Source organism: Franconibacter sp. IITDAS19, from assembly GCF_023079515.1.
GTDB classification, from domain to species: domain Bacteria; phylum Pseudomonadota; class Gammaproteobacteria; order Enterobacterales; family Enterobacteriaceae; genus Franconibacter; species Franconibacter pulveris.
This window is the reverse complement of record NZ_JALJCP010000002.1, coordinates 469,474-495,008: the sequence shown is the minus strand read 5'-3', so window position 1 is coordinate 495,008 and position 25,535 is coordinate 469,474. Positions and strand designations below refer to the sequence as shown.

Here is a 25,535-nt window from a genome sequence, read left to right as displayed (position 1 = left end):
TTGCCGCGGGTGCAACCCTGGATGGTCAGACATGAAACTACAACAGTTGCGCTATATCGTTGAGGTGGTTAACCACAACCTGAATGTTTCCTCTACGGCGGAAGGCCTTTATACCTCGCAGCCAGGTATCAGTAAGCAGGTTCGTATGCTTGAAGATGAGCTGGGCATACAGATTTTTGCGCGCAGCGGCAAGCATCTTACTCAGGTTACGCCAGCCGGTCAGGAAATTATTCGTATCGCCCGGGAAGTGCTTTCTAAAGTCGATGCCATTAAATCGGTTGCAGGCGAACACACCTGGCCTGATAAAGGGTCGCTTTACGTGGCGACAACCCATACTCAGGCTCGCTATGCCTTGCCGAGCGTGATTAAAGGCTTCATTGAGCGCTATCCGCGCGTTTCACTGCATATGCACCAGGGATCGCCTACGCAGATTGCCGAAGCGGTATCAAAAGGCAATGCCGATTTCGCTATCGCGACGGAGGCGCTGCATCTGTATGACGACCTTGTCATGCTGCCTTGCTATCACTGGAACCGTTCAATTGTGGTCACGCCCGATCATCCGCTGGCTTCGAAAGAAAAGGTGAATATTGAAGAACTGGCTCAGTATCCGCTGGTCACCTATACCTTTGGTTTTACCGGACGCTCTGAGCTGGATACGGCTTTTAACCGTGCGGGCTTGTCGCCGCGCATTGTTTTCACCGCTACCGATGCCGACGTTATCAAAACTTATGTGCGCCTGGGGTTGGGGGTAGGGGTGATTGCCAGCATGGCGGTGGATCCAATATCCGATCCCGATTTAGTAAGAATTGATGCAGATGGCATTTTCAGCCACAGCACCACGAAGATCGGTTTTCGCCGCAGCACTTTCTTACGTAGCTATATGTATGACTTTATCCAACGCTTTGCGCCGCATTTGACGCGTGACGTTGTCGATGCAGCCGTTGCGCTACGCTCGAATGAAGATATTGAAGAGATGTTTAAAGATATCAAACTGCCTGCCAAATAATCACTTTTGGCATCCTCAGCAAAACGGGGGATGCCTTTATTTTCTCCCCACGTAATTGAAATAAGAAAGAGAATCATCCGCGTGTTTATGCAGCCCTGCGACTTTCTCCTTATATTTAGCGCGGGTACTGTCACCAATTAGCGACAAAAATAGAAAATAATAAGCCTTAACGCAAATTCGCTACTTCAATAATTTATTTCACGTCAAAAGATTAATTATTCGATAGCAAAATGATCGTAAAGATGCTGGCTTTTCGGCTAAAGTTTATTTAGGATTTATCTCATCTGATGATTAGTTGTACCAATTGTTTGGTGTGAACATGATAAGCGATGTCGATTGTACGAGGTTAGCAATGCCATCAGGAAGTGAAGAGCCACGTAGGGATGCGGATCTGAAGCGCAAAGCGTGGACGGCCGTCTTTCTTGGCTCAGCGCTGTTCTGGATTGTGGTTGCGCTCCTTATCTGGCGTTTCTGGGGCTGAAAATGGCTGTACGTTTACAAAGCTCAGCAGCTAAACGGAGATGTCAGCTTCGTGACAACCCTACTCGTGAGCAAGACCACAAAAATATGCCGCGGGATGAGGTGTACGGACATTGGGAATTAACAGAACAGCAGCAGGCTTTTATCGCTCTGTTTACTGAAGAAGATCACAAAAAACATTAAACGACACTTCGTGAACCTGGTTTCAGGCTGTCAATAATGCATTCTTATCATTTCTCCGGTTGAGAGAATAAACCTACACAGCAATAAGGCCGACAGATTAAACATGGTGTCGGGATGAATGGTTTATTTTATTGGTGTGATAGCTATGAATAATCAACGTACCCTCAAATACTGGTCATGGTTCGGCGCTTTTTCTGTCTCAGCGCTCTTCTGGAGCCAGATGGTCTGGATCTGCCTTCGCTAATCCCCATAATGCCCGGCTCGGCCGGGCATTTTGCTTTTTTCCTTTCTGTTTTCCTGCCGTTTAGCTTTTTGGGTTGTTATCAAATCGTTACGACATGTTTGTGTTATCTTTAAATACAGACCCTGACGGTTGTCAGGGTATCGCTATCCGAGGATTACAGGAGGAGCTATGTCGTCAACCCTACGCGAAGCCAGTAAGGACACGCTGCAGGCGCTGGATAAAACCTATCATTACTACAGCTTGCCACTGGCGGCCAGGGAACTTGGAGATATCACCCGGCTACCCAAATCTTTAAAAGTTTTACTCGAAAACATGCTGCGCTGGCAGGATAACGATACGGTTACCGCCGACGATCTGCATGCGCTGGCCGGCTGGCTGAAAAACGCCCATGCCGATCGGGAGATTGCCTATCGGCCTGCCCGCGTGCTGATGCAGGATTTCACCGGCGTGCCGGCGGTAGTAGACCTGGCCGCCATGCGAGAAGCGGTAAAACGTCTGGGCGGTGATGTTTCAAAAGTAAACCCGCTTTCCCCGGTCGATCTGGTTATCGACCATTCCGTCACCGTCGACCATTTTGGCGATGATGATGCGTTTGAAGAAAACGTACGTCTCGAAATGGAGCGCAACCACGAACGCTATGTATTCCTGCGCTGGGGACAGCAAGCCTTCAGCCGCTTTAGCGTCGTACCGCCGGGCACCGGCATTTGTCATCAGGTTAACCTCGAATACTTAGGCAAAGCCGTCTGGAGCGAATTACAGGATGGCGTGATGGTCGCTTATCCCGATACGCTGGTCGGCACTGACTCCCATACGACGATGATTAACGGTCTCGGCGTGCTGGGCTGGGGGGTAGGTGGTATTGAAGCGGAAGCGGCGATGCTCGGTCAGCCCGTCTCTATGCTCATCCCCGATGTCGTGGGTTTCCGCCTTACCGGCAAGCTCCGTGAAGGCATCACGGCGACTGACCTGGTGCTGACGGTAACGCAAATGCTGCGTAAACATGGCGTAGTAGGCAAGTTTGTTGAGTTTTTTGGCGACGGGCTGGACTCGTTACCGCTCGCCGATCGCGCGACTATCGCTAACATGGCGCCGGAATATGGCGCGACCTGCGGCTTTTTCCCTGTCGATGACGTTACGCTCGGTTATATGCGCCTGAGCGGGCGCAGCGAAGAGCAAGTGGCGCTGGTGGAGGCTTACACTAAAGCGCAGGGGCTTTGGCGAAACCCTGGCGATGAGCCCGTGTTTACGAGCGTACTTGAACTCGACATGGGGGATGTTGAGGCAAGTCTGGCTGGCCCGAAACGGCCGCAGGATCGCGTGGCGCTGGGCGATGTGCCGAAAGCTTTCGCGGCCAGTACTGAGCTTGAGCTTAATACTGCCAGGAAAGACAAGCAGCCTGTCACGTATACCTTGAGCGGGCATCAATATGAGCTTCCGGACGGTGCGGTGGTGATTTCGGCAATTACCTCTTGTACTAATACGTCCAACCCAAGCGTATTAATGGCGGCCGGGCTGCTCGCCAAAAAAGCGGTGACGCTGGGGCTTAAACGCCAGCCATGGGTAAAAGCCTCGCTGGCGCCTGGTTCAAAAGTGGTTTCCGACTATCTTGCCCGGGCTAAACTGACGCCTTATCTCGACGAACTGGGTTTTAATCTTGTCGGGTATGGGTGTACCACCTGTATCGGTAACTCTGGTCCGCTGCCGGAGCCTATTGAACAAGCTATCAAAAAAGGCGATCTGACGGTTGGCGCCGTGCTGTCCGGCAACCGTAACTTTGAGGGTCGTATTCATCCTCTGGTAAAAACCAACTGGCTCGCCTCGCCGCCGCTGGTAGTGGCTTATGCGCTGGCCGGCAACATGAATATTAACCTCGAAACCGAGCCGCTGGGACACGATCGCAAAGGCGACCCGGTGTATCTGAAAGATATCTGGCCTTCGACAAGCGAAATCGCCCGTGCGATGGAGCAAGTTTCCACGGAAATGTTCCGTAAAGAATATGCGGAAGTGTTTGAAGGCACGGACGACTGGAAGGCTATCAACGTTCAGGCTTCGGATACCTACGACTGGCAGTCAGATTCAACCTACATTCGCCTGTCGCCTTTCTTTGAGGAAATGCTGGCGGATCCCGCGCCGGTGCAGGATATCCATGGCGCGCGCATTCTCGCCATGCTGGGCGATTCGGTGACGACTGACCACATTTCCCCTGCGGGCAGCATCAAGCTCGACAGCCCGGCCGGGCGCTACTTGCTGAGCCATGGTGTGGAGCGTAACGACTTTAACTCCTACGGTTCACGTCGTGGCAACCATGAAGTGATGATGCGCGGCACCTTTGCGAATATTCGCATTCGCAACGAAATGGTGCCGGGTGTGGAAGGGGGGATGACCCGCCTGTTGCCGGGCGATGAAGTGATGTCAATCTATGATGCCGCGATGCGTTACCAGGAGAAAGGCACGCCGCTGGCGGTCATTGCCGGTAAAGAGTATGGTTCAGGCTCCAGCCGCGACTGGGCGGCAAAAGGGCCTCGTCTGCTGGGCGTGCGCGTGGTTATCGCCGAATCGTTCGAACGTATCCACCGCTCAAACCTCATCGGGATGGGCATACTGCCACTGGAATTCCCGCAAGGCGTCACGCGTAAGACATTGGGACTCACGGGGGACGAGCGGATTGATATCAGCGATCTGGCGAATATTACGCCTGCCGCCACCGTGCCGGTAACGTTGACCCGCGCAGATGGCGCGACTGAAGTGATTGATTGCCGTTGTCGCATTGATACCGGTAATGAGCTGACCTATTACCGCAACGACGGCATTTTGCACTATGTCATCCGTAATATGCTGCGCTGATTTGCTTAGCGTCATGATAAAAAAAGGCCTGCATCAGCAGGCCTTTTTTCAGGGGAGCAGATGGCCCATTTTGGCCGCCTTGGTATCGAGATAATGCTCATTGTTGGGGTTGCGCCCGACGATAAGCGGCACGCGCTCGACAATATTGATGCCCGCCTCAGTAAGGATTTCAACCTTACGCGGGTTGTTGGTCAGTAAACGTACTTCATCAACGCCGAGCAGTTTAAACATGTCTGCGCAAAGGGTGAAATCCCGCTCATCGGCGGCAAAACCAAGTTGATGGTTGGCTTCTACGGTATCGTAACCCTGGTCCTGCAGTGCGTATGCGCGAATTTTATTCAGTAGGCCAATGTTCCGTCCTTCCTGGCGGTGATACAGCAGGATGCCGCGGCCTTCTTCAGCAATGTGCGAAAGCGCTGCTTCAAGCTGAAAACCGCAGTCGCAGCGCAGGCTGAATAACGCGTCGCCGGTTAAACATTCTGAATGAACGCGAGCCAGAACCGGCTCTTTGCCTGTAATATCCCCAAATACCAGGGCCACATGGTCCTGCCCGGTCGCCAGTTCTTCAAAACCCACCATCAGGAAATCCCCCCATGGGGTTGGCAGTTTGGCTTCTGCCACACGTTTAAGCTGCATGTGATTCTCCAGATTACATGACGCCTCGCGACGCCCGCCAGAACGCTGGCTTTCTGTTATCTTGCTATTTTGCCACAAGGCAGGAGCGTTCGCCTAATCACACTATCCACGGCTGTTTTTAAGCGCACTAAAGGGTACATTTGCAAGATTGCGTGATTTTTCAGTTATTCTTGAAGGACTTTGCACAAAAGGAGTGACTATGCTGGCCATTGCTCGACGTACCGCCCTTGGCGCGCTTCTGCTGCTCATCATGCCGCTGTCGACCTGGGTTTCCGGGTGGCAATGGCAGCCAGGCGACAGCTCTTTATGGCTTAAATTCTTGTTCTGGATGACGGAAACAGTGACGCAGCCCTGGGGGATAATCACCCATGTTTTACTCTGCGCCTGGTTTCTCTGGTGCCTGCGTTTCCGGCTCAAGGCAGCGCTTACGCTGTTTGCGATCCTGGGCATGGCAATTATGCTGGGGCAAGGGAGCAAGTCATTGATTAAAGAACAGGTTCAGGAACCGCGCCCGTTTGTCATCTGGCTTGAAAAAACCCACGCTATCCCGGTTGACGAGTTCTACACTTTAAAACGCAAGGAACGAAGCGCATTAGTGAAAGCGCAATTGCAGCATGAAACAAAAATACCGGGCTGGCTGCGCCAGCACTGGCAAAAAGAGACCGGTTTCGCTTTTCCTTCTGGTCATACTATGTTCGCCGCGAGCTGGGCACTGCTGGGTGTCGGCCTGCTGTGGCCGCGTCGCAGAACCTGGACTATTGCGTTGCTGCTTGTCTGGGCGACGGGCGTAATGGGCAGCAGAATGCTGCTGGGGATGCACTGGCCGCGGGATTTAGCGGTCGCCACGCTCATCTCCTGGCTGCTGGTAACGCTCGCGACATGGCTTGCGCAGCGATTGTGCGGGCCGTTAACCCCGCCTGTTGAGGAAAAAGTAGAAATCGACAAGCGCGAACATGACGATAGCTGAACGGTTGATATTTGATTTTTTAGCCTTATTTAATTGGGATGTCCTGTCGCTTTGAGATTTCGCGAAGGGTGCGAAAATGGTAACTTATAACGCGTTACGCTGAAGCCTGGACTGTTTTTTATACGCACGAAGCCGCATACGGGAAGTCATGTGAAATATTTACTCATTTTTTTACTGGTACTGGCGATTTTTGTTGTTTCGGTCACGCTGGGTGCGCAAAACGATCAGCAGGTTACGTTTAACTACTTACTGGCGCAGGGAGAGTTTCGTATTTCTACGCTTCTCGCCTTTTTGTTTGCCGCAGGTTTTATTATCGGCTGGCTGATTTGCGGCCTGTTCTGGCTGCGCGCAAGGCTGCAGCTGGCTCGCGCCGAGCGTAAAATCAAACGCCTGGAACAGCAGGTCGCGCCTGTGCCCGCGCCTGGCAGCGCTACTACGCCGGCCGTTAAGGATTAATTCGCTATGCTGGAGTTGTTGTTTCTGCTTTTGCCCGTCGCGGCCGCCTATGGCTGGTACATGGGGCGCAGAAGTGCGCAACAGGCAAAAGATCAGGAAACCAACCGGCTTTCTCGGGACTATGTCGCAGGCGTCAACTTCCTACTTTCCAACCAGCAGGATAAAGCCGTTGAACTCTTTCTCGACATGCTGAAAGAGGATACCGGCACCGTCGAGGCGCACCTTACGCTCGGCAATCTTTTCCGCTCTCGCGGCGAAGTCGATCGCGCCATTCGCATTCATCAGTCATTAATGGAAAGCGCGTCGCTGACTTACGAGCAGCGGCTCCTTGCCGTGCAACAGCTTGGCCGCGATTATATGGCGGCAGGCCTGTATGACCGCGCGGAAGAGATGTTCAAGCAACTGGTGGATGAAACCGATTTTCGCGTTGGCGCGCTGCAACAACTGCTGCAGATTTATCAGGCTACCAGCGACTGGCAGAAAGCCATCGAGGTGGCTGAGCGACTGGTTAAGCTCGGCAAAGATAAACAGCGTATGGAAATCGCCCATTTTTATTGTGAACTGGCCCTGCAGGCGATGGGCAGCGACGACATGGAACGCGCAATGTCTCTGCTGAAAAAGGGCGCCGCCGCCGATCGCAACAGCGCGCGCATCTCCATTATGATGGGCCGTATCTTTATGGCGCGCGGCGACTATGCCAGCGCAGTAGAGAGTCTGCAAAAAGTCATCGAGCAGGATCATGAGCTGGTTAGCGAAACGCTGGAAATGTTGCAGGTTTGCTATCAGCAACTCAATAAGCCTCAGGAATGGGCGGATTTTCTTAAACGCTGCGTAGAAGAAAACACCGGCGCCACGGCTGAACTGATGCTGGCGGAAGTGGTGGAGCAGCAGGAAGGGCAGGATACCGCTCAGGTCTACATTACGCGCCAGCTTCAGCGCCACCCGACTATGCGCGTTTTTCATCGTCTGATGGATTACCATCTGCAGGAGGCTGAAGAAGGGCGCGCCAAAGAGAGCCTGATGGTTTTGCGCGACATGGTAGGCGAGCAAGTACGTACAAAACCGCGCTATCGCTGCCATAAATGCGGTTTTACCGCTTTTACGCTTTACTGGCATTGTCCTTCCTGCCGCGCGTGGTCAACCATTAAGCCGATTCGCGGACTGGATGGCCAATAAAACTCTTTTTTTCTCCCATTAGTTACAACATACTTCTGATGAATGATACATCCTGGTCTGCAAACTCAGTCTCCTGTCGCTTTCCAGCCGGGCCTGCGCGATCGCGCCTGTAAATTTCATGGTTGTGCGGGTAGAATGCTTGCCGTTTATCCATCCGCGCCGCATCGGTGCCCTCTGTCAGAAGGTCTGGTCATGAAGTTAACTGCATCCTCCTCCCGTTCTGTTACTGATTCGCCGATTGTTGTCGCGCTCGACTATGACAATCGCGACAGCGCGCTTGCCTTTGTCGACCGCATCGACCCGCGTGATTGCCGTCTGAAGATAGGCAAAGAGATGTTCACGCTGTGCGGTCCTCAATTGATAAGCGATCTACACGAGCGCGGATTCGATGTTTTTCTCGACCTGAAATTTCACGACATCCCTAACACCACCGCGCGCGCTGTTGCGGCCGCAGCGGAACTCGGCGTGTGGATGGTCAATGTGCATGCCAGCGGCGGGGCGCGAATGATGCGCGCGGCAAAAGAAGCCCTGGCGCCTTTCGGCGCCGACGCGCCGTTGCTGATTGCCGTTACGGTGTTAACAAGCATGGAAGCCAGCGATTTGACTGATGTCGGCATTACCCTGAGCCCGGCTGATCATGCGGAGCGTCTGGCGCGTCTTACCCAGGAATGCGGCCTTGACGGCGTAGTCTGCTCGGCCCAGGAAGCCGTCCGTTTTAAAAATGAACTGGGCGCCGCTTTTAAGCTGGTCACTCCAGGCATTCGTCCGGAAGGGGCCGAAGCAGGCGACCAGCGTCGTATTATGACGCCGCAGCAGGCTCAGCTTGCTGGCGTAGACTATATGGTTATTGGACGACCTATTACGCGTGCCGCCGATCCGGCGCAAATGCTGCGTGATATTCTTGCATCGCTTAAACAGGAGGCATAATGGGCGACAACAATAGCCGGCTGGTCTACTCCACTGAAACCGGGCGTATACATGAGCCTGACGCTGCGCCAGAACGCCCAAAAGGCGACGGTATTGTGCGAATTCAACGCCAGACCAGTGGCAGGAAAGGAAAAGGGGTCTGTCTGATTACCGGTATTGATGCTGATGACGCCACGCTTAAAAAAATAGCCGCGGAACTGAAAGCCAAATGCGGTTGCGGAGGAGCAGTTAAAGAGGGCGTTATCGAAATTCAGGGTGACAAGCGCGATTTAATAAAAAGCTTACTCGAAGCCAGAGGAATGAAAGTAAAACTGGCTGGCGGGTAAATAGAAAGGCCACGGCAAATACCGTGGCCTTTTTGTCAGTTTTGGTCAATTCGCTTCAGCCAGACAGAATTATTTGCACTGTTATAGTTATGGCATTTTTAAATTCGGCTGAACTGAAGCTGGATTAATCTACCTGATGACCGATGATGCCACCAACGGCGGCGCCGCCCAGCGTACCCAGCGCACTGCCGTCAGTCAGCACGGAGCCGCCAATTGCGCCTGCGCCAGCACCGATCGCGGTGTTACGGTCGCGTTTGGACCAGTTTGAACAAGCACTAAGAGAGGTTGCCAGAGTGACTGCCAGCAGCGCTGCGGCCACTTTTTTGTAATTTAACGACATAATACTTTCTCCTGAATAATTGATTCACAGAAAGAAGTTGCTCTTTAAGTATAGTGGCAATCCCGCCGCTTAAAGCTTCTACGTGAAACGGTGTGGCGATATGGGTTAAATAAAATCACGCTGGTGACAGTTACTTCCTGTTATATCGCTAAACATAATTTTAATTTCTTTAACGTGATCAAACAGGTAAAAAGTCTTAATTCAGGGATGAGAAAACTCTCAGAGGTGGCTGCGCCGGGTTCAGCGCAGCTTAAAAAAATTACAGGGAAGGGTAATGAGGAACAATATCGACAGCCAGCCCGCTCTGCTTTAACGTTTGATGGGCGGCTGGGTTTAATTTGTCGTCCGTAATAACGCGGCTGAATTGCGCAGCGGGACCAAGCGTATAAGGATGAACCGCGCCAAATTTAGAGCTGTCAGTGAGAATAATAGCCTCGCTGCCTTTCTCCAGCACGGCGTTAACGACATCGGCGCGCATCATATCCCGGCCGGTAAAGCCGGTGTCCGGTTGCCATCCATCAATGCCAATAAACGCTTTACTGAAATGCACCTGCTGGATGTACTGCCTGGTCAGCGGTCCTACCATGCTTTCGCTTTTTTTCTGATAGATGCCGCCCAGTAAAATGACTTCGCAGGGGGTCTCTTTTAACAGGTGGGCAATATAACTGCTGACAGTAATCAGAGTGATGTTTTTCTGCTCGGCCAGCGTGCGGGCCAACAGAGCGTTGCTGCTGCCATTTTCAATGAACACCGTTTCGCCGTCATTCACCAGATTTGCCGCGAATTCTGCCAACTGACGTTTGATGGGATAGTTATTCATCATGCGCGTTTCCACGTCATCGCTGTCCAGCGGAACCGCGTAGCCATGGGTACGACGAAGGTAGCTTTGTTTTTCGAGGAGGTTAAGATCCTGACGGATCGTTACCTCAGACACGCCAGTCATTTTGGCGAGCTCGGCCACGCTGACGCGGCCCTGGTCAATTACCATCTGTAAAATAAGTTGTTGTCTGGAATTCATATCTGCCAGTTATAAGCGGTGGCCGAAGCCACCGCATGTCGGTTAGAGCGTATGTTCTGTACGCGCGATAATATCATCCTGAGCGTCAGGGGATAAGGCCGTAAAGAACGCGGAGTAGCCTGCCACACGTACGACCAGATCACGATACTTATCAGGGTGGGCTTTAGCGTCCAGCAGCGTCTCGCGAGACACGATGTTGTACTGTACATGCCAGCCTTTATGAACCTCAAAGAAGGTGCGCAGCATCATCATCAATTTTTCCCGGTCACGCAGATTATCCAGTGTGGACGGGTTAAGTTTCTGATTCAACAGTACGCCGCCAAGAATTTTATCGGTTGGCAGTTTTCCAACCGAGCTAATCACTGCCGTGGGTCCCAGGCGATCGGTGCCGGAGGAGGGGCTTGCGCCTTCTGCCAGCGGCGTTTTCGCTTTGCGCCCGTCAGGCGTCGCCATTGTCGCCGCGCCAAATGGCACGTTGGCGGAAATGGATGACGTGCCGGCATAATAGGTGCCCCCGGTCGGTCCGCGGCCATAACGGGTATTATGGTATTGTTTCAGCTCATCGATATAGGTCTGATAAGCGCGGGAGAGCAACAGATCGACATCGTCTTCATCATTGCCATATTTCGGGGCGCTGTTAATCAGTCGTTGGCGCAACTGCTCGCCGGTAAGCCCGTCGAAATCGTTCGCCAGCGCGTCGGCAAGCTGCTGCTGGCCGATAACGCCCTGGTCGAATACCAGCTTACGAACTGCCGCCAGTCCATTGCCGAGGTTAGCGATGCCTACCTGCAGGCCGGATACCCAGTCATATTTAGCGCCGCCCTGCTTAATGCTCTTGCCGCGTTCAATGCAGTCGTCCACCAGGGCCGAGCAGAGGATGTCGTGGGCGTTTTCTTCCAGCACGGTGTCGACAACGCATTCAATCTCAATAGACTTCTTCGTGTAGTAACGGATTTGGTTATCCCACGCCGTCATCACCTCATCAAACGTGCGGAAGTTGCCAGCGGAAAGCGCCTGCGCCTGCGGCAGGAAAACTTTGCCGCTGGTAGCGTCACGGCCACCCTCAAGCGCGGCGAGCATGACACGTGCAAAGTTAATAAAGCTCATGCCGGTACAACGATAGCCCCATTTGCCGCCAACGGCCGTTTCGATACAGCCAATTGCGGCATAGTCGTAAGCATCTTCGCGGCTCACGCCAAGTTTAATGAATTCGCTGATAACGATTTCATCGTTATTGAAAGCGGGCATGCCGAAACCGCAGCGAATAACCTGTACGCAAGCGTCCAGGAAATCATTGCTCATGCCGGCATGGTAGCGCACGCTGAGGTTTGGTTGAGTGGAACGCAGGCGTCCGCACGATTCGAGCACGGCATAAGAGAGCGGGTTTACCGCATCCGCCGCTTCGCCATTAACCAGCTTCTGGCCGCCAATCGTGACGTTCTGGTAAAGCGGGCTACCCGCGGAGGCTTTGGAGTGAGAGCCGGAGCGGATTTTGTTTACTTCCAGCAGCTTCAGCCAGCAGCTTTGCAGCAGTTCGATAGCCTGTTCGCGCGTTAGCGTCTGCTCCAGCTCAACATCGCGGCGATACCACGGATACAGATACTGATCGAGGCGGCCGAAGGAAACGGAGTGGCCGTTAGATTCAATTTGCAGAACAAGCTGGACAAAATAGCTGAGCTGTAAGGCCTGCCAGAAAGTGACCGGCGGTTGGTGAGCGATATGCTCGCAGTTTTTCGCCATAGCCAATAACTCGTCGCGGCGCGCCTGGCGCGTTTCAGCGTGCGCCATATCACGGGCAAGAGCCGCATAACGCAGAATATGTTCGCTAAGCGCTGCGAAAGTAATATCAATGGCTTTCAGGAATTGCTCTTTATGTAAATCGTCCCAGTCAGTCAGCGCCAGGCGGCTGCGGCGTTCCGCTACTTTTTCGCGCAGGCCATCGAGGCCTTTTTCAAGCAGCAGCGGGTAGTTGACCGCAAGGTGCGCGTCGCCGGAGGTCATGTTGCCTTCAGCTTTGATAATGCCGGTCGCCAGCAGCGCTTTTTGCTCATCGGTGAACATGCCGTAGCAGCGATCCTGCACCGTCTGGCCGCGCCACCAGGGGCACACTTCATGCATTACCGCTTTATCTTCCTGGCTTACGGAAAAGCCTGCACCCGGACGATCGCCAAGTTCATCAATTTCGTTCTCTATCCAGTTTACGGTGTATTCAGGAAAGAAAGGAGCGGCGCGTACCTGACTTGCCTGATTGCCCACGATCAGCTCGTCGTGTTTGATCCAGATAGTGCGCTCTGCCAGGTGGTGAGCCAGCGCCAGCGCGCGACGCACCGGTAAGGGTTTATCCTGATGTTGCTGATAAACCTCAGTATAGTGACGGGCGCGCTCGGTGCAGACCGGCGGCTTGACGATGTGGATCAACGCCTCTTTATGGGCCTTGATACGATTACTTAAAAAGTTGAGGTTGAGTTCGGTCATGGTAGTTATCCTCGAAGCCAGGCCGTCATCCCTTTTTGTCGGGCGTACTGCTCGGCAAAAGCCAGCAGGTCCGGTGCGTCAAGCGGGGTTTGCGCGGCCAGATAAGGTTGATTGAGCAGTCTGTATTTGTTGATGCCCAGGGTGTGGTAGGGAAGAAAATGAATCTCACGCACGCCGATTTCATCGGCGGCGAAGTTGGTGATTGCCCGGATGGAAGCTTCATCAGCATTAAAACCGGGAATGAGCGGTACTCGGACCGTCATCTTTACATTTGCTGCCGCTAAGCGACGAAAATTATCCATCACTCGCTGCGCGTTGCCGTCGGTCCAGGCGTGGAAACGCTCGCCGTCGACATGTTTCAGGTCAGCCAGCAGAAGGTCGAGCGAGGGCAGGCAGGGCTCGATGTATTTCCATGGCACATGCAGGCACGACTCGACTGCCGTATGAATGCCCGCTTCACGGCTGCGCTTGAGTAAGTCGCGCGCCAGCGCCGGTTGCATAAATGGCTCACCGCCAGAAAGCGTGATGCCGCCACCGCTGCGTTCATAGAACGGTTTGTCGCGCAGCACCCTTTCCATAATGGCTTCTACAGTTTGTTCTTCACCACAAACCGTTAATGCTTGTGTAGGACAGCAATCAACCAGCCGCTGCATGTCTTCGTTACGCAGCTTACCGCGCGCGATAACCAGGCTATCGTTCTCCCGGCTAATGGCATGTGGACAGGTTGACTGGCAAAGTTCACAGCCAGCAAGGCAAAGCCGTTCATCAAAAAGCAGATCACTTTCACGGCTGCGGCTTTCCGGATTCTGACACCAGCGGCAGCCCAGCGAGCAGCCTTTAAGGAAGACCACGGTACGAATGCCTGGACCGTCGTGAGTGGAATATCGTTGCAGATTGAAAAGCATAAATGCCTCGCCATGGGTTTCTTTCGTAAATTAAATTACTTTCGAATGAAAGTTTAATTGACGCAGATCAGGTAAACATACGGTGGCAGAATTATGATGACGGCTATGTGATCGACTACGTTTCAGGAGAAATCATGGAGCTTTATCTGGATACGGCTGATGTTGCCGCCGTTAAACGCCTGGCGCGCATACTGCCGCTTCAGGGCGTAACCACCAACCCTTCTATCGTGGCTAAAGGCGGCGTACCGCTGTGGGATGTGCTGCCCGCGTTGCAGGAAGCGCTGGGGGGAGAAGGCAAACTTTTCGCTCAGGTGATTGCACCCCAGGCTGAAGAGATGGTGAAAGAAGCGCAACAGTTGTCTGCAAGGGTGCCTGGTCTGGTGGTCAAAGTGCCTACCACAGCTGAAGGGCTGGCGGCGATGAAGCAACTAAAAATACTGGGCATTCCAACGCTCGGCACCGCAGTCTATGGCGCGGCGCAGGGGCTGCTGGCGGCGCTGGCAGGGGCGGAATATGTCGCACCTTACGTTAATCGTTTAGATGCTCAGGGAGGAGACGGCATCGCGATGGTGCAGGATCTCCAGCAGTTGCTGACTTTGCACGCGCCGCACTCAAAAGTGCTGGCGGCAAGCTTTCGCACGCCGCACCAGGCGCTCTCTTGCCTGCTCGCTGGCTGCGAAGCCATTACGCTGCCGCTGGATGTCGCTGAACAATTGCTCGGCACGCCAGCCGTCAACGCCGCCATCGCCACGTTTGATAAAGACTGGCAGGGCGCTTTCGGCTCTCTTACGCTGTAATCGAACTGCTCCTCTCGGGAGGAGCAGTTAAATTTCCCAGGGTGATTTTTCCCGTCCCTCGTCATTGCTATCAGCGTTTTCACTCTGCGCCAGCAATTCCGCTTTTAAAATTTCCAGATTATTTATTGCCGAGCTGTAATCGCCCGCGACCAGAATATCCAGAACGGTATCGATACGCTGCGCCAGAAGGCGGGGATCAAGGGAATTCATAGCACTTTCCTTTTCAATTTTGCTGTAGTCGTATGATGCTAAAAAGCATCGGAAAAGAGAAGATTTCATCTGGGTTTCTGGTGAGATAGTACTAATTCCTTTTTATTAAATCATAAAGGAGCCTTATAAAACCGCTTCGCTGAATACAGAGAATAGAGGCTGTGCAGTAGTCTGATTATGCGTCTAACGCATTCACTCACATGAGGAAAGACTATGACAGTATTAAACCAACCAACTTGCAAACTCTTTACCGATACTGCTCGTTTCACCCAGTTGTCTGGTTATTATGAAGAAGAGCGCCGCACCGTCTGGATGATGCTGCGCTCGCAACCGCGCCCCTGCTTTAATCATGCGCTGATAGAAGAGATCATGAATCTTGCTTATCTGGTGCAACAAGCCGGATTCCGGGTGGACTTCTGGGTGACCGGCTCACTGGTCCCCGGCATGTACAACACGGGCGGCGATTTAGGTTTCTTCGTCGATTGCATCCAGAACGGTCGCCGCGAGGCGCTGCGGGCTTATGCCCGCGCCTGTGTGGACTGCGTGCATGCTGCATCGCGCGGTTTCGATACAGGGGCCATTTCCCTGGCGATGGTGGAGGGCAGCGCCCTGGGCGGCGGATTTGAAGCCGCGCTGGCGCACCATTTCGTTCTGGCTCAGCGGGATGCGCGGCTTGGATTTCCGGAAATTGCTTTTAACCTGTTTCCCGGTATGGGGGGATATTCGCTGGTGGCGCGTCGCGCAGGGATGAAGCTTGCCGAAGCGCTGATCTATAAAGGTGAATCCCATACGGCGGAGTGGTATGAACAGCATGGGCTGGTCGATGAATTATTTGAACCAGGCCAGGGTTATGTCGCCACGCGTACCTTCATCGATACGCTACAGCCTCGCTTAAACGGTGTCAGAGCCATGCTGCGCGCGCGTCAGCGGGTGCTGCAACTGCCGCGTTCCGAGTTGATGGATATTACTGAGGATTGGGTAGACGCGGCATTTTGCCTGGAGCCTAAAGATATCGCTTATATGGAGCGTCTGGTGCAACTGCAAAACCGCCACACCGCGTCGGTGTTGCGTAAAGTTGGCTAACCCTCATAACCCGTCCCGGGTTGCTGTAGAGTGTTAACTGGCAAAGACGTCGTTGTTTGCGACGTCTTTTATGGCCGCCATTATCCCATTTTTCGCGTTTGATAGCGCTTATACCATCGTTCAAAAGCGCTCGCAGGCATGGGCTTCGCAAAGTAAAAACCCTGACGTTCCGTAACGCCGTTTTTGGTAAGAAAGGCATCCTCTTTAATGCTTTCCACCCCTTCGGCAATAACTTGCAAATTCAGCGCCTGTGCTACCGCCACGATGGCTCGCACCAGCGATTGTGAAATAGATTGCTTATGAATATCGCGCACAAAGCTCTGGTCAAGCTTGATGGCGTCTATCGGAAAGCGCGCTAACTGAGAAAGAGAAGAGTAACCGGTGCCGAAATCATCAAGGTGGATCTGCGCACCTAACTGGCTGAACTGTTCAATCACCGACAGCGCCAGTTCTTCATTCTCAATTAAACAGCTCTCAGTTAACTCGACGTCTATCGGGCAGTATTCAAAGCCAAGATCGTGCAGGGCCTGTTTCAGGTCGCTGAATATGGTTTGATCCGCCAGCTGGCGAGCAGATACGTTCACGGCTACCCGTAAATTAATTCCTTTATCGCGCCATTTCGCCACCTGGCGCACCACGTCCAGCATTACCCAGCGTCCGAGCGGCACAATCAGCCCGGATTCTTCGGCATAAGAGATAAAATCGAGCGGCGGGATAAGTCCGCGCTCTGGTGACTGCCAGCGCACCAGCGCTTCAAGACTGCGTATTTCGCCGCGCCAGGTCACTTTGGGCTGGTAGTGAATCACCAGTTGATCGTTATCCAGCGCTTTACGCAGGTTGGTATCAAGCCATAAATATTCAAACACACGCTGGTTCATCTCCGGAGAGAAGACGCAGAATTTGCCGCGCCCGCCTTCTTTTGCGGTATACATCGCGGTGTCGGCGTTACGAATAACGCTTTCCCGGTCAGTGCCGTGTTGCGGCGCCAGCGAAATCCCGAGGGAGCAGCCAGAATAAATCTCAATCAGACCGATGCGGAACGGTTTTTTCAGGCGGGTAAGAATACGTGACGCCATGGCTTCCAGCGCGCCTTGCGACGTATTGGTCGCAAGCACGATAAATTCGTCGCCGCCAAGGCGCGCCAGCAGTTGCCCATCTTCAAGACAGCTCAGAATGGCCAACGACACCGCCTGCAACAGCTGGTCGCCAAACATATGGCCATAGGCGTCGTTCACTTTCTTGAAGTTATCCAGGTCGAGATACACTACACCCACCTGCGTTTCGCCCCGCTGGGCGATGGCTTCGGTTATCATGTCATGAATGGCGTTACGATTTGGCAGCCCGGTGATAGTGTCGGTGTTAGCCAATACCCGTAAGCGTTCTTGTGCGCGACGCTCTTCGGTAATATCTGTGCCGGAGCAAATCAGGAATATTTCATTTTTACCGCTGCCGCTGTGCACAAATTTATTTCGGAATAAAAAAAGCCGCTGGCCTTTGCGCGTTTTAATCCAGCGCTCTACCTCATAAGAGTTACCATTACGGAAAAAGCCGGAAATATTACGCCTGGACGCTGCAGCTTCCGTCGGGCTCATAAAGAGTTTAAATACATTCTGGCCAATAACTTCCTGCTCTTTCATCCCGGTATATTCTTCCGAAAGCCGGTTGAAGCGCTGAATATTGCCAAGACGGTCGAGAATAACAATGACGGAATTGGCCTCAGAAACGACCTGCTCAGCAAATGAGAGGCCCTGCACCAGATCGCGGGCGACGGAGGAGGTGTCATGCCAGCTCGACGCGGTACCCGCCCATTCGCGTTTCGACACTTTGCGTCCCACCAGATGCAGCGGCACTTCGCAGCCGAAAATTGAAACTGACATCGTGACGCTGGAGGTAATAACTGTCATCGACCGGATGTGTTCCGCCTGTTCTGGCGTGAGGGTTACCACCTGACTAATATCGGAGTTTTCGCTTGCGGCCAATTGCAAAGCGTTGCTGTCGGCGGGTAAACGCCAGTACGGGCTGGTTGTCCCTAAATAACGATAAAGCAGGTTTTGCTCCTGTTCGTCTTTCATTCTTTCTCCCGACCCAACCAATAAGCGCACATGTTATTTCCCACAGGCAGGCTCTGGACAGCGAGCGCCTTCAGGAGACGCAAAACAACCTTGTTTTCATAAAAAGATAGTCAAAAAAACGTAATATTCGCAGCAGCTTATTTTACCACTCACAATCAACATGCCTTAACCTGACGTGAAGAATACCTCTTATTGTGGGCGTTTTTTGCTTTTTTTGCGTGGTCAGAAAGAGAAAAAGTGTTAATGCTCACGAAGCGGAACTAAGAAGAAGGGCTGAAGAAAGTTTCCCCGGCGCAGCCGGGGAAAAAGGGAGGGAATTATACGGCAGGACGAGCGATAACGCTGCGGGTTTCCATACGCACTTCGGCGATCGTTACGTCGATAACATCCGTCACTTTATAAACGGTTTCGCCTTTGATTTGCACGGTGCCGTTTTCCTGGCTGCAAACCAGCTCGTCACGCACGGCATGGAGGAACGGCGCCGGAATAAACGCTACGGCGCCATTATCAACAAGACGCACGCGCATGCCGCCGCGGCTGACATCGATAATCTCAGCTGCGTAACGGGTATCTGTACCCGCTTTATCATTAAGGAAGCGAGCATAGAGCCAGTCGCCGACATCGCGCTCCGCCATGCGGTTCAGGCGGCGACGTTCAGCCATCTGTACGGTCACTTCATCCTGCGGACGCTGCGCCGTTTCATTTTTAATGATGGCTTTCAGCAGGCGATGGTTCAGCATGTCACCATATTTGCGGATAGGCGAAGTCCAGGTGGCGTAAGCTTCCAGCCCCAGCCCAAAGTGCGGTCCCGGTTCGGTGCTGATTTCAGCGAACGACTGGAAGCGGCGAATACGGCTGTCGAGAAAACCTGACGGTTGCGCGTCCAGTTCGCGACGCAGTTTGCAGAAGCCGTCCAGCGTCAGCACTTCCTGCGCATCCACATGCATGCCGTGGCTCTTCAGCAGCGCCGCAAGCTGTTCAGTATTCGCGGGATCAAAGCCTGAGTGCACGTTGTAAACGCCAAAGCCCAGCGAGTCGCGCAGTACGCGAGCGGCGCAGACGTTAGCGGCGATCATCGCCTCTTCTACCATGCGGTTGGCGATACGGCGGGGTTCGGCCACGATATCCAGCACTTCGCCTTTCTCACCGAGAATAAAGCGGTAGTCGGGACGATCTTTAAAGACCAGCGCATGGTTATGACGCCATTCGCCGCGGCGCGCGCAAACAGTCTGCAACAGGCGGATCTGCTGAGCGATGGCGTCGCTTTCCGGCTGCCAGTCGCCGCTGTTTTCCAGCCAGTTGGAGACATTGTCATACACCAGCTTGGCTTTCGATTCGATAGTCGCGGCGAAAAAGCGAATGTCGTCGCCGATAGCGCCATCCGCATCGATGGTCATGCGGCAGGCGAGCACCGGGCGACGTTCATTCGCGCGCAGCGAACAGAGGTCGTCAGAAAGCTCACGCGGCAGCATTGGGATATTGAAGCCCGGCAGATAGTTGGTAAAAGCGCGAATGCGCGCGGCATTATCAAGCTTGCTGCCTTCGGCAATCCAGGCGGTCGGATCGGCGATAGCCACGGTTAACTGAATGCTGCCGTCCGCCGTTTCTTCTGCAAACAAGGCATCATCCATATCTTCGGTGCTGGCGCTGTCGATTGTGACAAAGTCGAGCGCCGTCAGGTCTTCACGCACCAGGCCTTCGTCGAGCATTTCTGTCGCCACGCCATCCGGCGCTTCGCGCTCAAGGTTATGACGAGCGAGCGTCACCCACCATGGAGCGAAATGATCGTCGCTGAAGGTGATGAAATGCGTCAGCTCAGCGTAGAAGCTGCGGTCCCCTTTCAGGGGATGACGGCGCATCTGGGCGACAGCCCAGTCGCCCTGCTGGAAGTCGTGCTCCACGCCGCGGGCGGCGCGACAGGGGATAGCGTCTTTCAGTAGCGGATGATCCGGAATGATAGAAAGACGGTCGTCTTTTTTCTGCACCCGGCCAACAAAACGAGTGAGAAAGGGTTCGACAAGCTCTTCCGGCTCAGCGGATTCCTTTTCTTTTTCCGTGTGAATCACGGCGATGATACGGTCGCCATGCATCACTTTCTTCATCTGCGGCGGCGGAATGAAGTAGCTTTTCTGCGCGTCGACTTCAAGGAAGCCGAAGCCTTTATCCGTGGCTTTTACCACCCCTTCGGCGCGAGGCGTCTGGGAGTGAAGTTGCTGTTTAAGCTGCGCAAGCAGCGGGTTATCCTGAAACATAGTATGAATTTTCGTGGCCAAAAGAGCGGCTGACAGTTTTACGCGATTGCGCCCTTCGCGGCAAGCGCTCTTTGGCCTGAACGATGAATGTCTCAGCCCTCAGCGGTCGCTGCCAAGCCCCATCCTGAGGCGGTTGATCCAGCCGCACAGTCCGGCCCAGGCGAGCAGGCGCAGCGCGGCGTCGGCGCTGTAACCTTGATCGAGCAGGGGGGTTAACTGCGCGGCGCTAAAGCGATCGGGCGCTCGGGTGAGCTGCTGCACCGCCTGGATAATGGCGCGCTCGCGCGGATGATTGTGGCTCCATGCCAGCAACGCGCGCTCGCCGTTGCGTATCGCTTCCGGCAGATTGGGCTCGCCGCGCCAGCGTTGAAGCGTGTCGTTAAAACAGGCGGCGCTGCCGTTGATGCGCGCGGTCAACAACGTTACCAGCGAGCGATCCTTATCATCAAGACCGTCGCTCAGGCGTTCGCAAAGCTGGCGCAATAAATTCAGAACTTCCGCATCATAAACCAGCGTGTGCGAAAGCTCGCGTAAGGCCAGATACGGCTGACAGGCGGCCAGCGCTTTAAGCTGGCTTTCGCTGGCATGGCTGATAGCGACAGGCGGTAAATCGGCGCGCCAGTGAGAATCTGACAGACCGAAATGCTCAGGCGCCGCATCCTGCAGCATATCCAGCCCCGGCACCCAGCGCACCGGTTGTCCCTGTAAGGCCTGGAAGATAGCGACCACTCGCGCCTGAAAACCGATAAAGCCGATTATCTGGGTAAACGTCACCCGGTCAAACCACGAAAGACCCACCTCATCAAGCTGCGCGCGCGCCGCGTCATCAATCACCGTAGGCGAAATGGCGAGCTGGCGGGCGAACTGGGTGATTTGGGTCAGGCGGCGGTTGCTTTCACGCGAGGAGTCGGGACCCGGCTGCGGAGCAAGCAGGGCGGCGTAATGGTTACAGAGCCGCTGTACGCCCCATACCTGCGCGACGGTCAGCGCGGTGCTCAGACGGTCGTAACTGCTCAGGGTATGCAGCCTTGTCACCGCCACGCTTTCAGGGAAGAGCAGCGGAATCAGTTTTCTCGCTTCGTTAATCCATTCCAGCTGCGCAAGCGCAGGGGAGTGGGCAAGCGATAAATCAAGCAGCAGACGGTCATCCACCCAGGCGGCTTCGGGCACCAGCGGGAGCACGTCAGCCGGACAGCGGCTGGATTGGGTTTCATGATACCAGTGGCTTTTGCCGGAAAAACGGCGTGGTTCCATGGTCGTTCCTTGGTCAAAATTGGCGACCCGGAGCACCCTGAAATGCAGCACGCCGGGACAGATCACGCTGACTTATCCTGGCGTAACCGCTGGCGGCGATAAAAGAATGTTCGGTGATAATAAATATCAGAAAGGCATAAATGAAAAGGGCAGGTTAAAAACCTGCCCTTTGTGCGAATCAGCAGCGGATTATTTCAGTTCCAGCTCGTTCATCGCGGCGATGCTAAAGCCGCCGTCAACGTGAACCACTTCACCGGTGATGCCGCCGGAAAGATCGGAGCAGAGGAACGCCGCGCTGTTGCCCACGTCTTCAATGGTGACGGTACGACGAATCGGCGTAACCGCTTCGCAATGCGCCAGCATTTTACGGAAGTCTTTAATACCGGAAGCCGCCAGGGTGCGGATCGGGCCCGCGGAGATGGCGTTAACGCGCACGCCTTCCGGACCCATTGCATTCGCCATGTAGCGAACGTTCGCTTCCAGAGACGCTTTCGCAAGCCCCATCACGTTATAGTTCGGGATAGCGCGCTCTGCGCCCAGGTAGGAGAGGGTCAGCAGGGCAGAGCCCGGGTTCAGCATCTCGCGGCAGGCTTTCGCCATCGCAACAAAGCTGTAGGCGCTGATGTCGTGGGCAATTTTGAAGCCTTCACGGGTTACGGCGTTAACGTAGTCGCCATCCAGCTGATCCGCCGGAGCGAAGCCGATGGAGTGTACGAAACCGTCAAATTTCGGCCAGACTTTGGCAAGCTCGGTGAACAGCGCGGTAATGCTCTCATCTTCCGCAACGTCACACGGCAGCACAATGCTGGAGTCCAGTTGAGCGGCAAACTCTTCCACGCGGCCTTTCAGCTTATCGTTCTGGTAGGTGAACGCCAGTTCAGCCCCTTCGCGACGCATAGCCTGTGCGATACCGTACGCGATGGACAGTTTGCTGGCAACGCCAGTCACCAGAATGCGCTTACCGGTAAGAAAACCCATAGCTTTAATCCTTATAGTCATTGCTTTTTTGGCTTAACAATCAGCAGGTTAACTCAGTTAAGCCAAAAGTATTCGAAATGAAGGCAAAATTATATCCCACTGAAGCCCTCCTGTGTCACGCTCTTTTTCCGGCGATTTTCGTGACTTAGGCTGAAAACGCGTCATCTTCAGCGCATTTTGTAACCTGTTCGCGCTAAACCAGAGCGGAGCGGACATCCAGAGAGCGGCAGGACGTTCTGTACAGCGGGGGCAAAGAAGGGGCCCCTTGAAAGCACTCTGCACCGGATAAGTATACCTCAGCCGCGACCGCAGACTGATCCAACCTCAGGGTGATAAAAAAAGCCCCTCGCTGCGAGGCGAAGGGCTTTCAGGGCTGGCGGATAATGCCTTATTTATCCAGGGCGTACGCGATAACGTAATCGCCACGGTCCGGCGACTGGCGCGCGCCGCCTGCTGAAATCAGGATGTACTGCTTACCGTCTTTCGGTGAAACATAGCTCATCGGGCCGCCCTGGCTGCCGACCGGCAGACGCGCTTTCCACAGTTCTTTGCCCGTAGCGCTGTCGAATGCGCGCAGGTAGTAATCCTGCGTACCGGCGATAAACACCAGGCCGCCCTGCGTGGCGAGCGTGCCGCCAAGCGTCGGCATGCCTACCGGCATCTGCGCGCGCATTTTGATGCCGAACGGGCCGGTATCCTGCACGGTGCCGACCGGAACCTGCCACACCACTTTTTGGGTTTTCAGGTCAATGGCGGAGAGGGTGCCAAACGGCGGCTTCTGGCAAGGAATGCCAAGCGGCGACATAAAGCGGTTCTTGTTTACGGCATACGGCGTGCCTTTGAGCGGCACCGCGCCCATACCGGTATTGATAGCTTCGCCGCCGTTGCTGCCGCGCGAGATAGCGCTGGTGTCAGCCGGGATCATCTGCACCCACAGACCCAGACGCATATCGTTAACGAAAATGTAGTGATTATTCGGGTCTGTCGAGAGGCTGCCCCAGTTCATGCCGCCGAGCGATCCCGGGAAGCTCAGGGACTTGTCGGTCCCCGGAACGGTGAAGAGGCCGTCATAACGCATCTCTTTAAATGCGATGCGGCAGGCGAGCTGGTCAAACGGCGTGGCGCCCCACATATCGGATTCTTTCAGCGTTTGCGCGCCGATCTGCGGCATGCCGACCGAGTGAGGCTGCGTTTTGGTGTACTGCTCGTTTGGAATGTTGCCTTGCTTCATCGGCAGCTCTTTGACTTCCGTCAGCGGCTTGCCTGTCAGGCGATCCAGCACGAAAATCTGGCCCGCTTTAGTGCCAAACACCACCGCAGGTTTGCTGCCGCCCTCTTTTTGCGGGAAATCCAGCAGGGTAGGCTGCATGGGAATGTCGAAGTCCCACAGATCGTTATGAACAGTCTGGTATACCCACTTCTCTTTGCCGGTGGTGGCGTCAAGCGCGAGGATAGATGCGCCATATTTATGATCAAGCGGTGTGCGGTTGCCGCCCCACAGGTCAACAGACGAACTGCCCATCGGGATAAAGACGGTATTCATAGCCGGGTCGTAAGACATCGGCGCCCAGGAGTTCGGCGTACTGCGAGCGTAATTCTGGCCCGGCATCAGCACCGCGTTGGGGTTATTGTTGCCCGGGTCGAACGCCCAGCGCATTTCACCGGTGATGACGTCGAAACCGCGCAACACGCCGCCTGGCATGTCAGTCTGGACGTTATCCGCCACGCGGCCGCCGACAACCACCGTCGTGCCGGCAAGCGTAGGGGCTGAAGTAAGCTGGTATTTAGGATCCTGCGCGTCGCCAAGGCCCGCTTTCAAATCCACTACGCCGTGGTTGCCGAAGCCTTCACAGAACTCGCCGTTATCTGCGTTAATCGCAATCAGACGCGCATCAATGGTGTTCATCAGAATGCGGCGCTGGCAGCTGGCGTCAGCGGCCATGCTCACGGTTTTAACCGGTGTCGAGCCCGGCACGGTCGGCTGGCTCAGCGGCTTGGTCGCGTCGAAGTAAGCCAGTCCGCGGCAGCGGTTCCACACTTCCGCTTGCGCATTGATTTCGCGCTTCCAGAGTTGCTTGCCGCTGTTTGCTTCAACGGCGATAACGTTATTGTGCGGCGTGCAAAGGTAAAGCGTGTTGCCGATTTGCAGCGGCGTTTGCTGATCTTCCGCGCCGTTGCCGGTCGGGCTATCCGGAATGTCGCCGGTATGCATAGTCCAGGCGACTTTAAGATCTTTAACGTTATCACGCGTGATTTGATCGAGCGCGACAAAACGGCTGCCGCCGGGCGTGTTGCCATAATTGGCCCAGTCAGTCTGCGCGTTGTCTTTCGCAACCGGCACCAGCGGCAGCGGTTCGCCTTTAAAAGCGACGGGGGGATGCGGCAGGAACATCTGCCAGAAAGCCACCAACATGCCGAGCAGAATCAGCCCGCTGAAGGACCACGCCGCGCCGCGATGGGCCGGTTTGCCTTCACGTTTGCGAAGCGCGGGCCAGGTGGCGGCGATAAGCAGCATCAGGCCTGCCGGCACCATCAGGCGCGATACCAGCGGCCAGAAATCCCAGCCCGCATCGAACAGCGCCCAGATCAGCGTGCCAAAAAAGACCAGCGCGAACAGCGGACCGGCGGAAGACTTACGGCGAAAAAGCTGAATAGCCGCGAGCAGGATGATTACGCCTGCTACCAGGAAGTAGGCGCTGCCGCCAAGCGACAGCAATTTGCCACCGCCGATGACAAAGAAAAGGCCGATGGCAAGCAGCACCAGCCCCAGCAAAGCAGACCAGATACCCAGCGCGCGCGACGGCCGGGTGTAATTTTCAGACATAACAATTCTCCAGATAACGCGCCAGCGGTTAGCCGGGGCGAAGTACAGCGTTGGGATGTGATGGCGAGCAGACGGGCGTCTT

General features: G+C 54.5%; 23 protein-coding genes. 12 read left to right on the top strand and 11 right to left on the bottom strand.

What is annotated here, in order from left to right:
- The first annotated feature begins 31 nt into the window (after nt 1-31).
- The 5 genes from cysB to acnA all read left to right on the top strand — a co-directional run bounded on the left by cysB (nt 32) and on the right by acnA (nt 4,757).
- Nucleotides 32-1,006 (top strand): HTH-type transcriptional regulator CysB, encoded by a 975-nt coding sequence (gene cysB / locus MT962_RS08220; RefSeq protein WP_024556118.1) that lies wholly within the window; start codon nt 32-34, stop codon nt 1,004-1,006.
- A 319-nt stretch (nt 1,007-1,325) separates the two neighbouring features.
- Entirely contained in the window at nt 1,326-1,487 is a 162-nt protein-coding gene (locus MT962_RS08215; RefSeq protein WP_081708423.1) for a YmiA family putative membrane protein, read from the top strand.
- A gap of 2 nt (nt 1,488-1,489) precedes the next feature.
- Nucleotides 1,490-1,669 carry a hypothetical protein gene (locus MT962_RS08210; protein WP_125454199.1) on the top strand — a complete coding sequence of 60 codons (180 nt, stop codon included), beginning with the start codon at nt 1,490-1,492 and terminating at the stop codon, nt 1,667-1,669.
- A 145-nt stretch (nt 1,670-1,814) separates the two neighbouring features.
- Nucleotides 1,815-1,913, top strand: a complete 99-nt coding sequence (gene ymiC, locus MT962_RS08205) for a small membrane protein YmiC (protein ID WP_229701815.1) — start codon at nt 1,815-1,817, stop codon at nt 1,911-1,913.
- A gap of 168 nt (nt 1,914-2,081) precedes the next feature.
- Nucleotides 2,082-4,757, top strand: coding sequence for an aconitate hydratase AcnA (gene acnA / locus MT962_RS08200; protein ID WP_048887451.1), 2,676 nt, complete (start codon nt 2,082-2,084; stop codon nt 4,755-4,757).
- 48 nt (nt 4,758-4,805) lie between these two features.
- Here the strand turns inward: acnA and ribA are convergent, their stop codons facing one another.
- Nucleotides 4,806-5,393, bottom strand: a complete 588-nt coding sequence (gene ribA, locus MT962_RS08195; RefSeq protein WP_024556120.1) for a GTP cyclohydrolase II — start codon at nt 5,391-5,393, stop codon at nt 4,806-4,808.
- Between the two features lie 199 nt (nt 5,394-5,592).
- On the opposite strand from ribA, the gene pgpB reads away from it, so the two are divergent.
- The 5 genes from pgpB (at nt 5,593) to yciH (ending at nt 9,245) form a co-directional block, all read left to right on the top strand.
- Nucleotides 5,593-6,360, top strand: a complete 768-nt coding sequence (pgpB, locus tag MT962_RS08190) for a phosphatidylglycerophosphatase B (RefSeq protein ID WP_247365363.1) — start codon at nt 5,593-5,595, stop codon at nt 6,358-6,360.
- Nucleotides 6,361-6,510: 150 nt separating this feature from the next.
- Nucleotides 6,511-6,816 carry a LapA family protein gene (locus MT962_RS08185; protein ID WP_024556122.1) on the top strand — a complete coding sequence of 102 codons (306 nt, stop codon included), beginning with the start codon at nt 6,511-6,513 and terminating at the stop codon, nt 6,814-6,816.
- A gap of 6 nt (nt 6,817-6,822) precedes the next feature.
- Nucleotides 6,823-7,992, top strand: coding sequence for a lipopolysaccharide assembly protein LapB (gene lapB, locus MT962_RS08180; protein WP_024556123.1), 1,170 nt, complete (start codon nt 6,823-6,825; stop codon nt 7,990-7,992).
- 192 nt (nt 7,993-8,184) lie between these two features.
- Nucleotides 8,185-8,919 carry an orotidine-5'-phosphate decarboxylase gene (gene pyrF / locus MT962_RS08175; RefSeq protein WP_247365362.1) on the top strand — a complete coding sequence of 245 codons (735 nt, stop codon included), beginning with the start codon at nt 8,185-8,187 and terminating at the stop codon, nt 8,917-8,919.
- Nucleotides 8,919-9,245 (top strand): stress response translation initiation inhibitor YciH, encoded by a 327-nt coding sequence (yciH, locus tag MT962_RS08170; RefSeq protein ID WP_024556125.1) that lies wholly within the window; start codon nt 8,919-8,921, stop codon nt 9,243-9,245. Before pyrF ends, yciH begins: the two co-directional genes overlap by 1 nt.
- A 124-nt stretch (nt 9,246-9,369) precedes the next feature.
- Here the strand turns inward: yciH and osmB are convergent, their stop codons facing one another.
- The 4 genes from osmB to MT962_RS08150 form a co-directional block, all read right to left on the bottom strand.
- Nucleotides 9,370-9,585 carry an osmotically-inducible lipoprotein OsmB gene (gene osmB, locus MT962_RS08165; protein WP_007681389.1) on the bottom strand — a complete coding sequence of 72 codons (216 nt, stop codon included), beginning with the start codon at nt 9,583-9,585 and terminating at the stop codon, nt 9,370-9,372.
- 259 nt (nt 9,586-9,844) lie between these two features.
- Nucleotides 9,845-10,603: a DNA-binding transcriptional regulator YciT gene (locus tag MT962_RS08160; protein ID WP_024556126.1), complete on the bottom strand. Its 759-nt coding sequence runs from the start codon at nt 10,601-10,603 to the stop codon at nt 9,845-9,847.
- 42 nt (nt 10,604-10,645) lie between these two features.
- On the bottom strand, nt 10,646-13,078 hold the full coding sequence (locus tag MT962_RS08155) for a formate C-acetyltransferase/glycerol dehydratase family glycyl radical enzyme (RefSeq protein ID WP_024556127.1): 2,433 nt from the start codon (nt 13,076-13,078) through the stop codon (nt 10,646-10,648).
- Between the two features lie 5 nt (nt 13,079-13,083).
- Nucleotides 13,084-13,983: a glycyl-radical enzyme activating protein gene (locus MT962_RS08150; protein WP_024556128.1), complete on the bottom strand. Its 900-nt coding sequence runs from the start codon at nt 13,981-13,983 to the stop codon at nt 13,084-13,086.
- A 134-nt stretch (nt 13,984-14,117) separates the two neighbouring features.
- Here MT962_RS08150 and fsa point away from each other — a divergent pair, with 134 nt between their 5' ends.
- Nucleotides 14,118-14,780: a fructose-6-phosphate aldolase gene (gene fsa / locus MT962_RS08145; protein ID WP_247365361.1), complete on the top strand. Its 663-nt coding sequence runs from the start codon at nt 14,118-14,120 to the stop codon at nt 14,778-14,780.
- A 27-nt stretch (nt 14,781-14,807) separates the two neighbouring features.
- Here fsa and MT962_RS08140 read toward each other — a convergent pair whose 3' ends face one another.
- Complete coding sequence (locus MT962_RS08140; protein ID WP_024556130.1) at nt 14,808-14,990, bottom strand: hypothetical protein; 183 nt, start codon at nt 14,988-14,990, stop codon at nt 14,808-14,810.
- Between the two features lie 213 nt (nt 14,991-15,203).
- Here MT962_RS08140 and MT962_RS08135 point away from each other — a divergent pair, with 213 nt between their 5' ends.
- Complete coding sequence (locus MT962_RS08135; RefSeq protein WP_024556131.1) at nt 15,204-16,073, top strand: crotonase/enoyl-CoA hydratase family protein; 870 nt, start codon at nt 15,204-15,206, stop codon at nt 16,071-16,073.
- Between the two features lie 80 nt (nt 16,074-16,153).
- Here MT962_RS08135 and pdeR read toward each other — a convergent pair whose 3' ends face one another.
- The 5 genes from pdeR to MT962_RS08110 form a co-directional block, all read right to left on the bottom strand.
- Nucleotides 16,154-18,145, bottom strand: coding sequence for a cyclic di-GMP phosphodiesterase (pdeR, locus tag MT962_RS08130; RefSeq protein WP_048887456.1), 1,992 nt, complete (start codon nt 18,143-18,145; stop codon nt 16,154-16,156).
- A gap of 317 nt (nt 18,146-18,462) precedes the next feature.
- A complete protein-coding gene (locus MT962_RS08125; protein WP_048887457.1) occupies nt 18,463-20,397 on the bottom strand; it encodes an exoribonuclease II in 1,935 nt (644 codons plus the stop codon).
- 99 nt (nt 20,398-20,496) lie between these two features.
- Complete coding sequence (locus MT962_RS08120) at nt 20,497-21,651, bottom strand: CMD domain-containing protein (protein ID WP_247365360.1); 1,155 nt, start codon at nt 21,649-21,651, stop codon at nt 20,497-20,499.
- Between the two features lie 189 nt (nt 21,652-21,840).
- The gene (fabI, locus tag MT962_RS08115) at nt 21,841-22,629 is read right to left on the bottom strand and encodes an enoyl-ACP reductase FabI (protein WP_024556135.1); all 789 of its coding nucleotides are present in this window, start codon (nt 22,627-22,629) and stop codon (nt 21,841-21,843) included.
- Between the two features lie 388 nt (nt 22,630-23,017).
- Nucleotides 23,018-25,453: a glucose/quinate/shikimate family membrane-bound PQQ-dependent dehydrogenase gene (locus tag MT962_RS08110; protein WP_247365359.1), complete on the bottom strand. Its 2,436-nt coding sequence runs from the start codon at nt 25,451-25,453 to the stop codon at nt 23,018-23,020.
- Between the last annotated feature and the right edge of the window lie 82 nt (nt 25,454-25,535).

Bases quoted from the DNA above. Each gene is read 5' to 3' on its own strand.
- fabI (WP_024556135.1), bottom strand. From the start codon at position 22,629: ATGGGTTTTCTTACCGGTAAGCGCATTCTGGTGACTGGCGTTGCCAGC.
- MT962_RS08160 (WP_024556126.1), bottom strand. From the start codon at position 10,603: ATGAATTCCAGACAACAACTTATTTTACAGATGGTAATTGACCAGGGC.
- ymiC (WP_229701815.1), top strand. From the start codon at position 1,815: ATGAATAATCAACGTACCCTCAAATACTGGTCATGGTTCGGCGCTTTT.
- yciH (WP_024556125.1), top strand. From the start codon at position 8,919: ATGGGCGACAACAATAGCCGGCTGGTCTACTCCACTGAAACCGGGCGT.
- MT962_RS08150 (WP_024556128.1), bottom strand. From the start codon at position 13,983: ATGCTTTTCAATCTGCAACGATATTCCACTCACGACGGTCCAGGCATT.
- MT962_RS08110 (WP_247365359.1), bottom strand. From the start codon at position 25,453: ATGTCTGAAAATTACACCCGGCCGTCGCGCGCGCTGGGTATCTGGTCT.
- MT962_RS08135 (WP_024556131.1), top strand. From the start codon at position 15,204: ATGACAGTATTAAACCAACCAACTTGCAAACTCTTTACCGATACTGCT.
- MT962_RS08215 (WP_081708423.1), top strand. From the start codon at position 1,326: ATGATAAGCGATGTCGATTGTACGAGGTTAGCAATGCCATCAGGAAGT.
- MT962_RS08120 (WP_247365360.1), bottom strand. From the start codon at position 21,651: ATGGAACCACGCCGTTTTTCCGGCAAAAGCCACTGGTATCATGAAACC.
- lapB (WP_024556123.1), top strand. From the start codon at position 6,823: ATGCTGGAGTTGTTGTTTCTGCTTTTGCCCGTCGCGGCCGCCTATGGC.
- osmB (WP_007681389.1), bottom strand. From the start codon at position 9,585: ATGTCGTTAAATTACAAAAAAGTGGCCGCAGCGCTGCTGGCAGTCACT.
- fsa (WP_247365361.1), top strand. From the start codon at position 14,118: ATGGAGCTTTATCTGGATACGGCTGATGTTGCCGCCGTTAAACGCCTG.
- cysB (WP_024556118.1), top strand. From the start codon at position 32: ATGAAACTACAACAGTTGCGCTATATCGTTGAGGTGGTTAACCACAAC.
- pgpB (WP_247365363.1), top strand. From the start codon at position 5,593: ATGCTGGCCATTGCTCGACGTACCGCCCTTGGCGCGCTTCTGCTGCTC.
- MT962_RS08125 (WP_048887457.1), bottom strand. From the start codon at position 20,397: ATGTTTCAGGATAACCCGCTGCTTGCGCAGCTTAAACAGCAACTTCAC.
- ribA (WP_024556120.1), bottom strand. From the start codon at position 5,393: ATGCAGCTTAAACGTGTGGCAGAAGCCAAACTGCCAACCCCATGGGGG.
- acnA (WP_048887451.1), top strand. From the start codon at position 2,082: ATGTCGTCAACCCTACGCGAAGCCAGTAAGGACACGCTGCAGGCGCTG.
- MT962_RS08140 (WP_024556130.1), bottom strand. From the start codon at position 14,990: ATGAATTCCCTTGATCCCCGCCTTCTGGCGCAGCGTATCGATACCGTT.
- MT962_RS08210 (WP_125454199.1), top strand. From the start codon at position 1,490: ATGGCTGTACGTTTACAAAGCTCAGCAGCTAAACGGAGATGTCAGCTT.
- MT962_RS08155 (WP_024556127.1), bottom strand. From the start codon at position 13,078: ATGACCGAACTCAACCTCAACTTTTTAAGTAATCGTATCAAGGCCCAT.
- pyrF (WP_247365362.1), top strand. From the start codon at position 8,185: ATGAAGTTAACTGCATCCTCCTCCCGTTCTGTTACTGATTCGCCGATT.
- pdeR (WP_048887456.1), bottom strand. From the start codon at position 18,145: ATGAAAGACGAACAGGAGCAAAACCTGCTTTATCGTTATTTAGGGACA.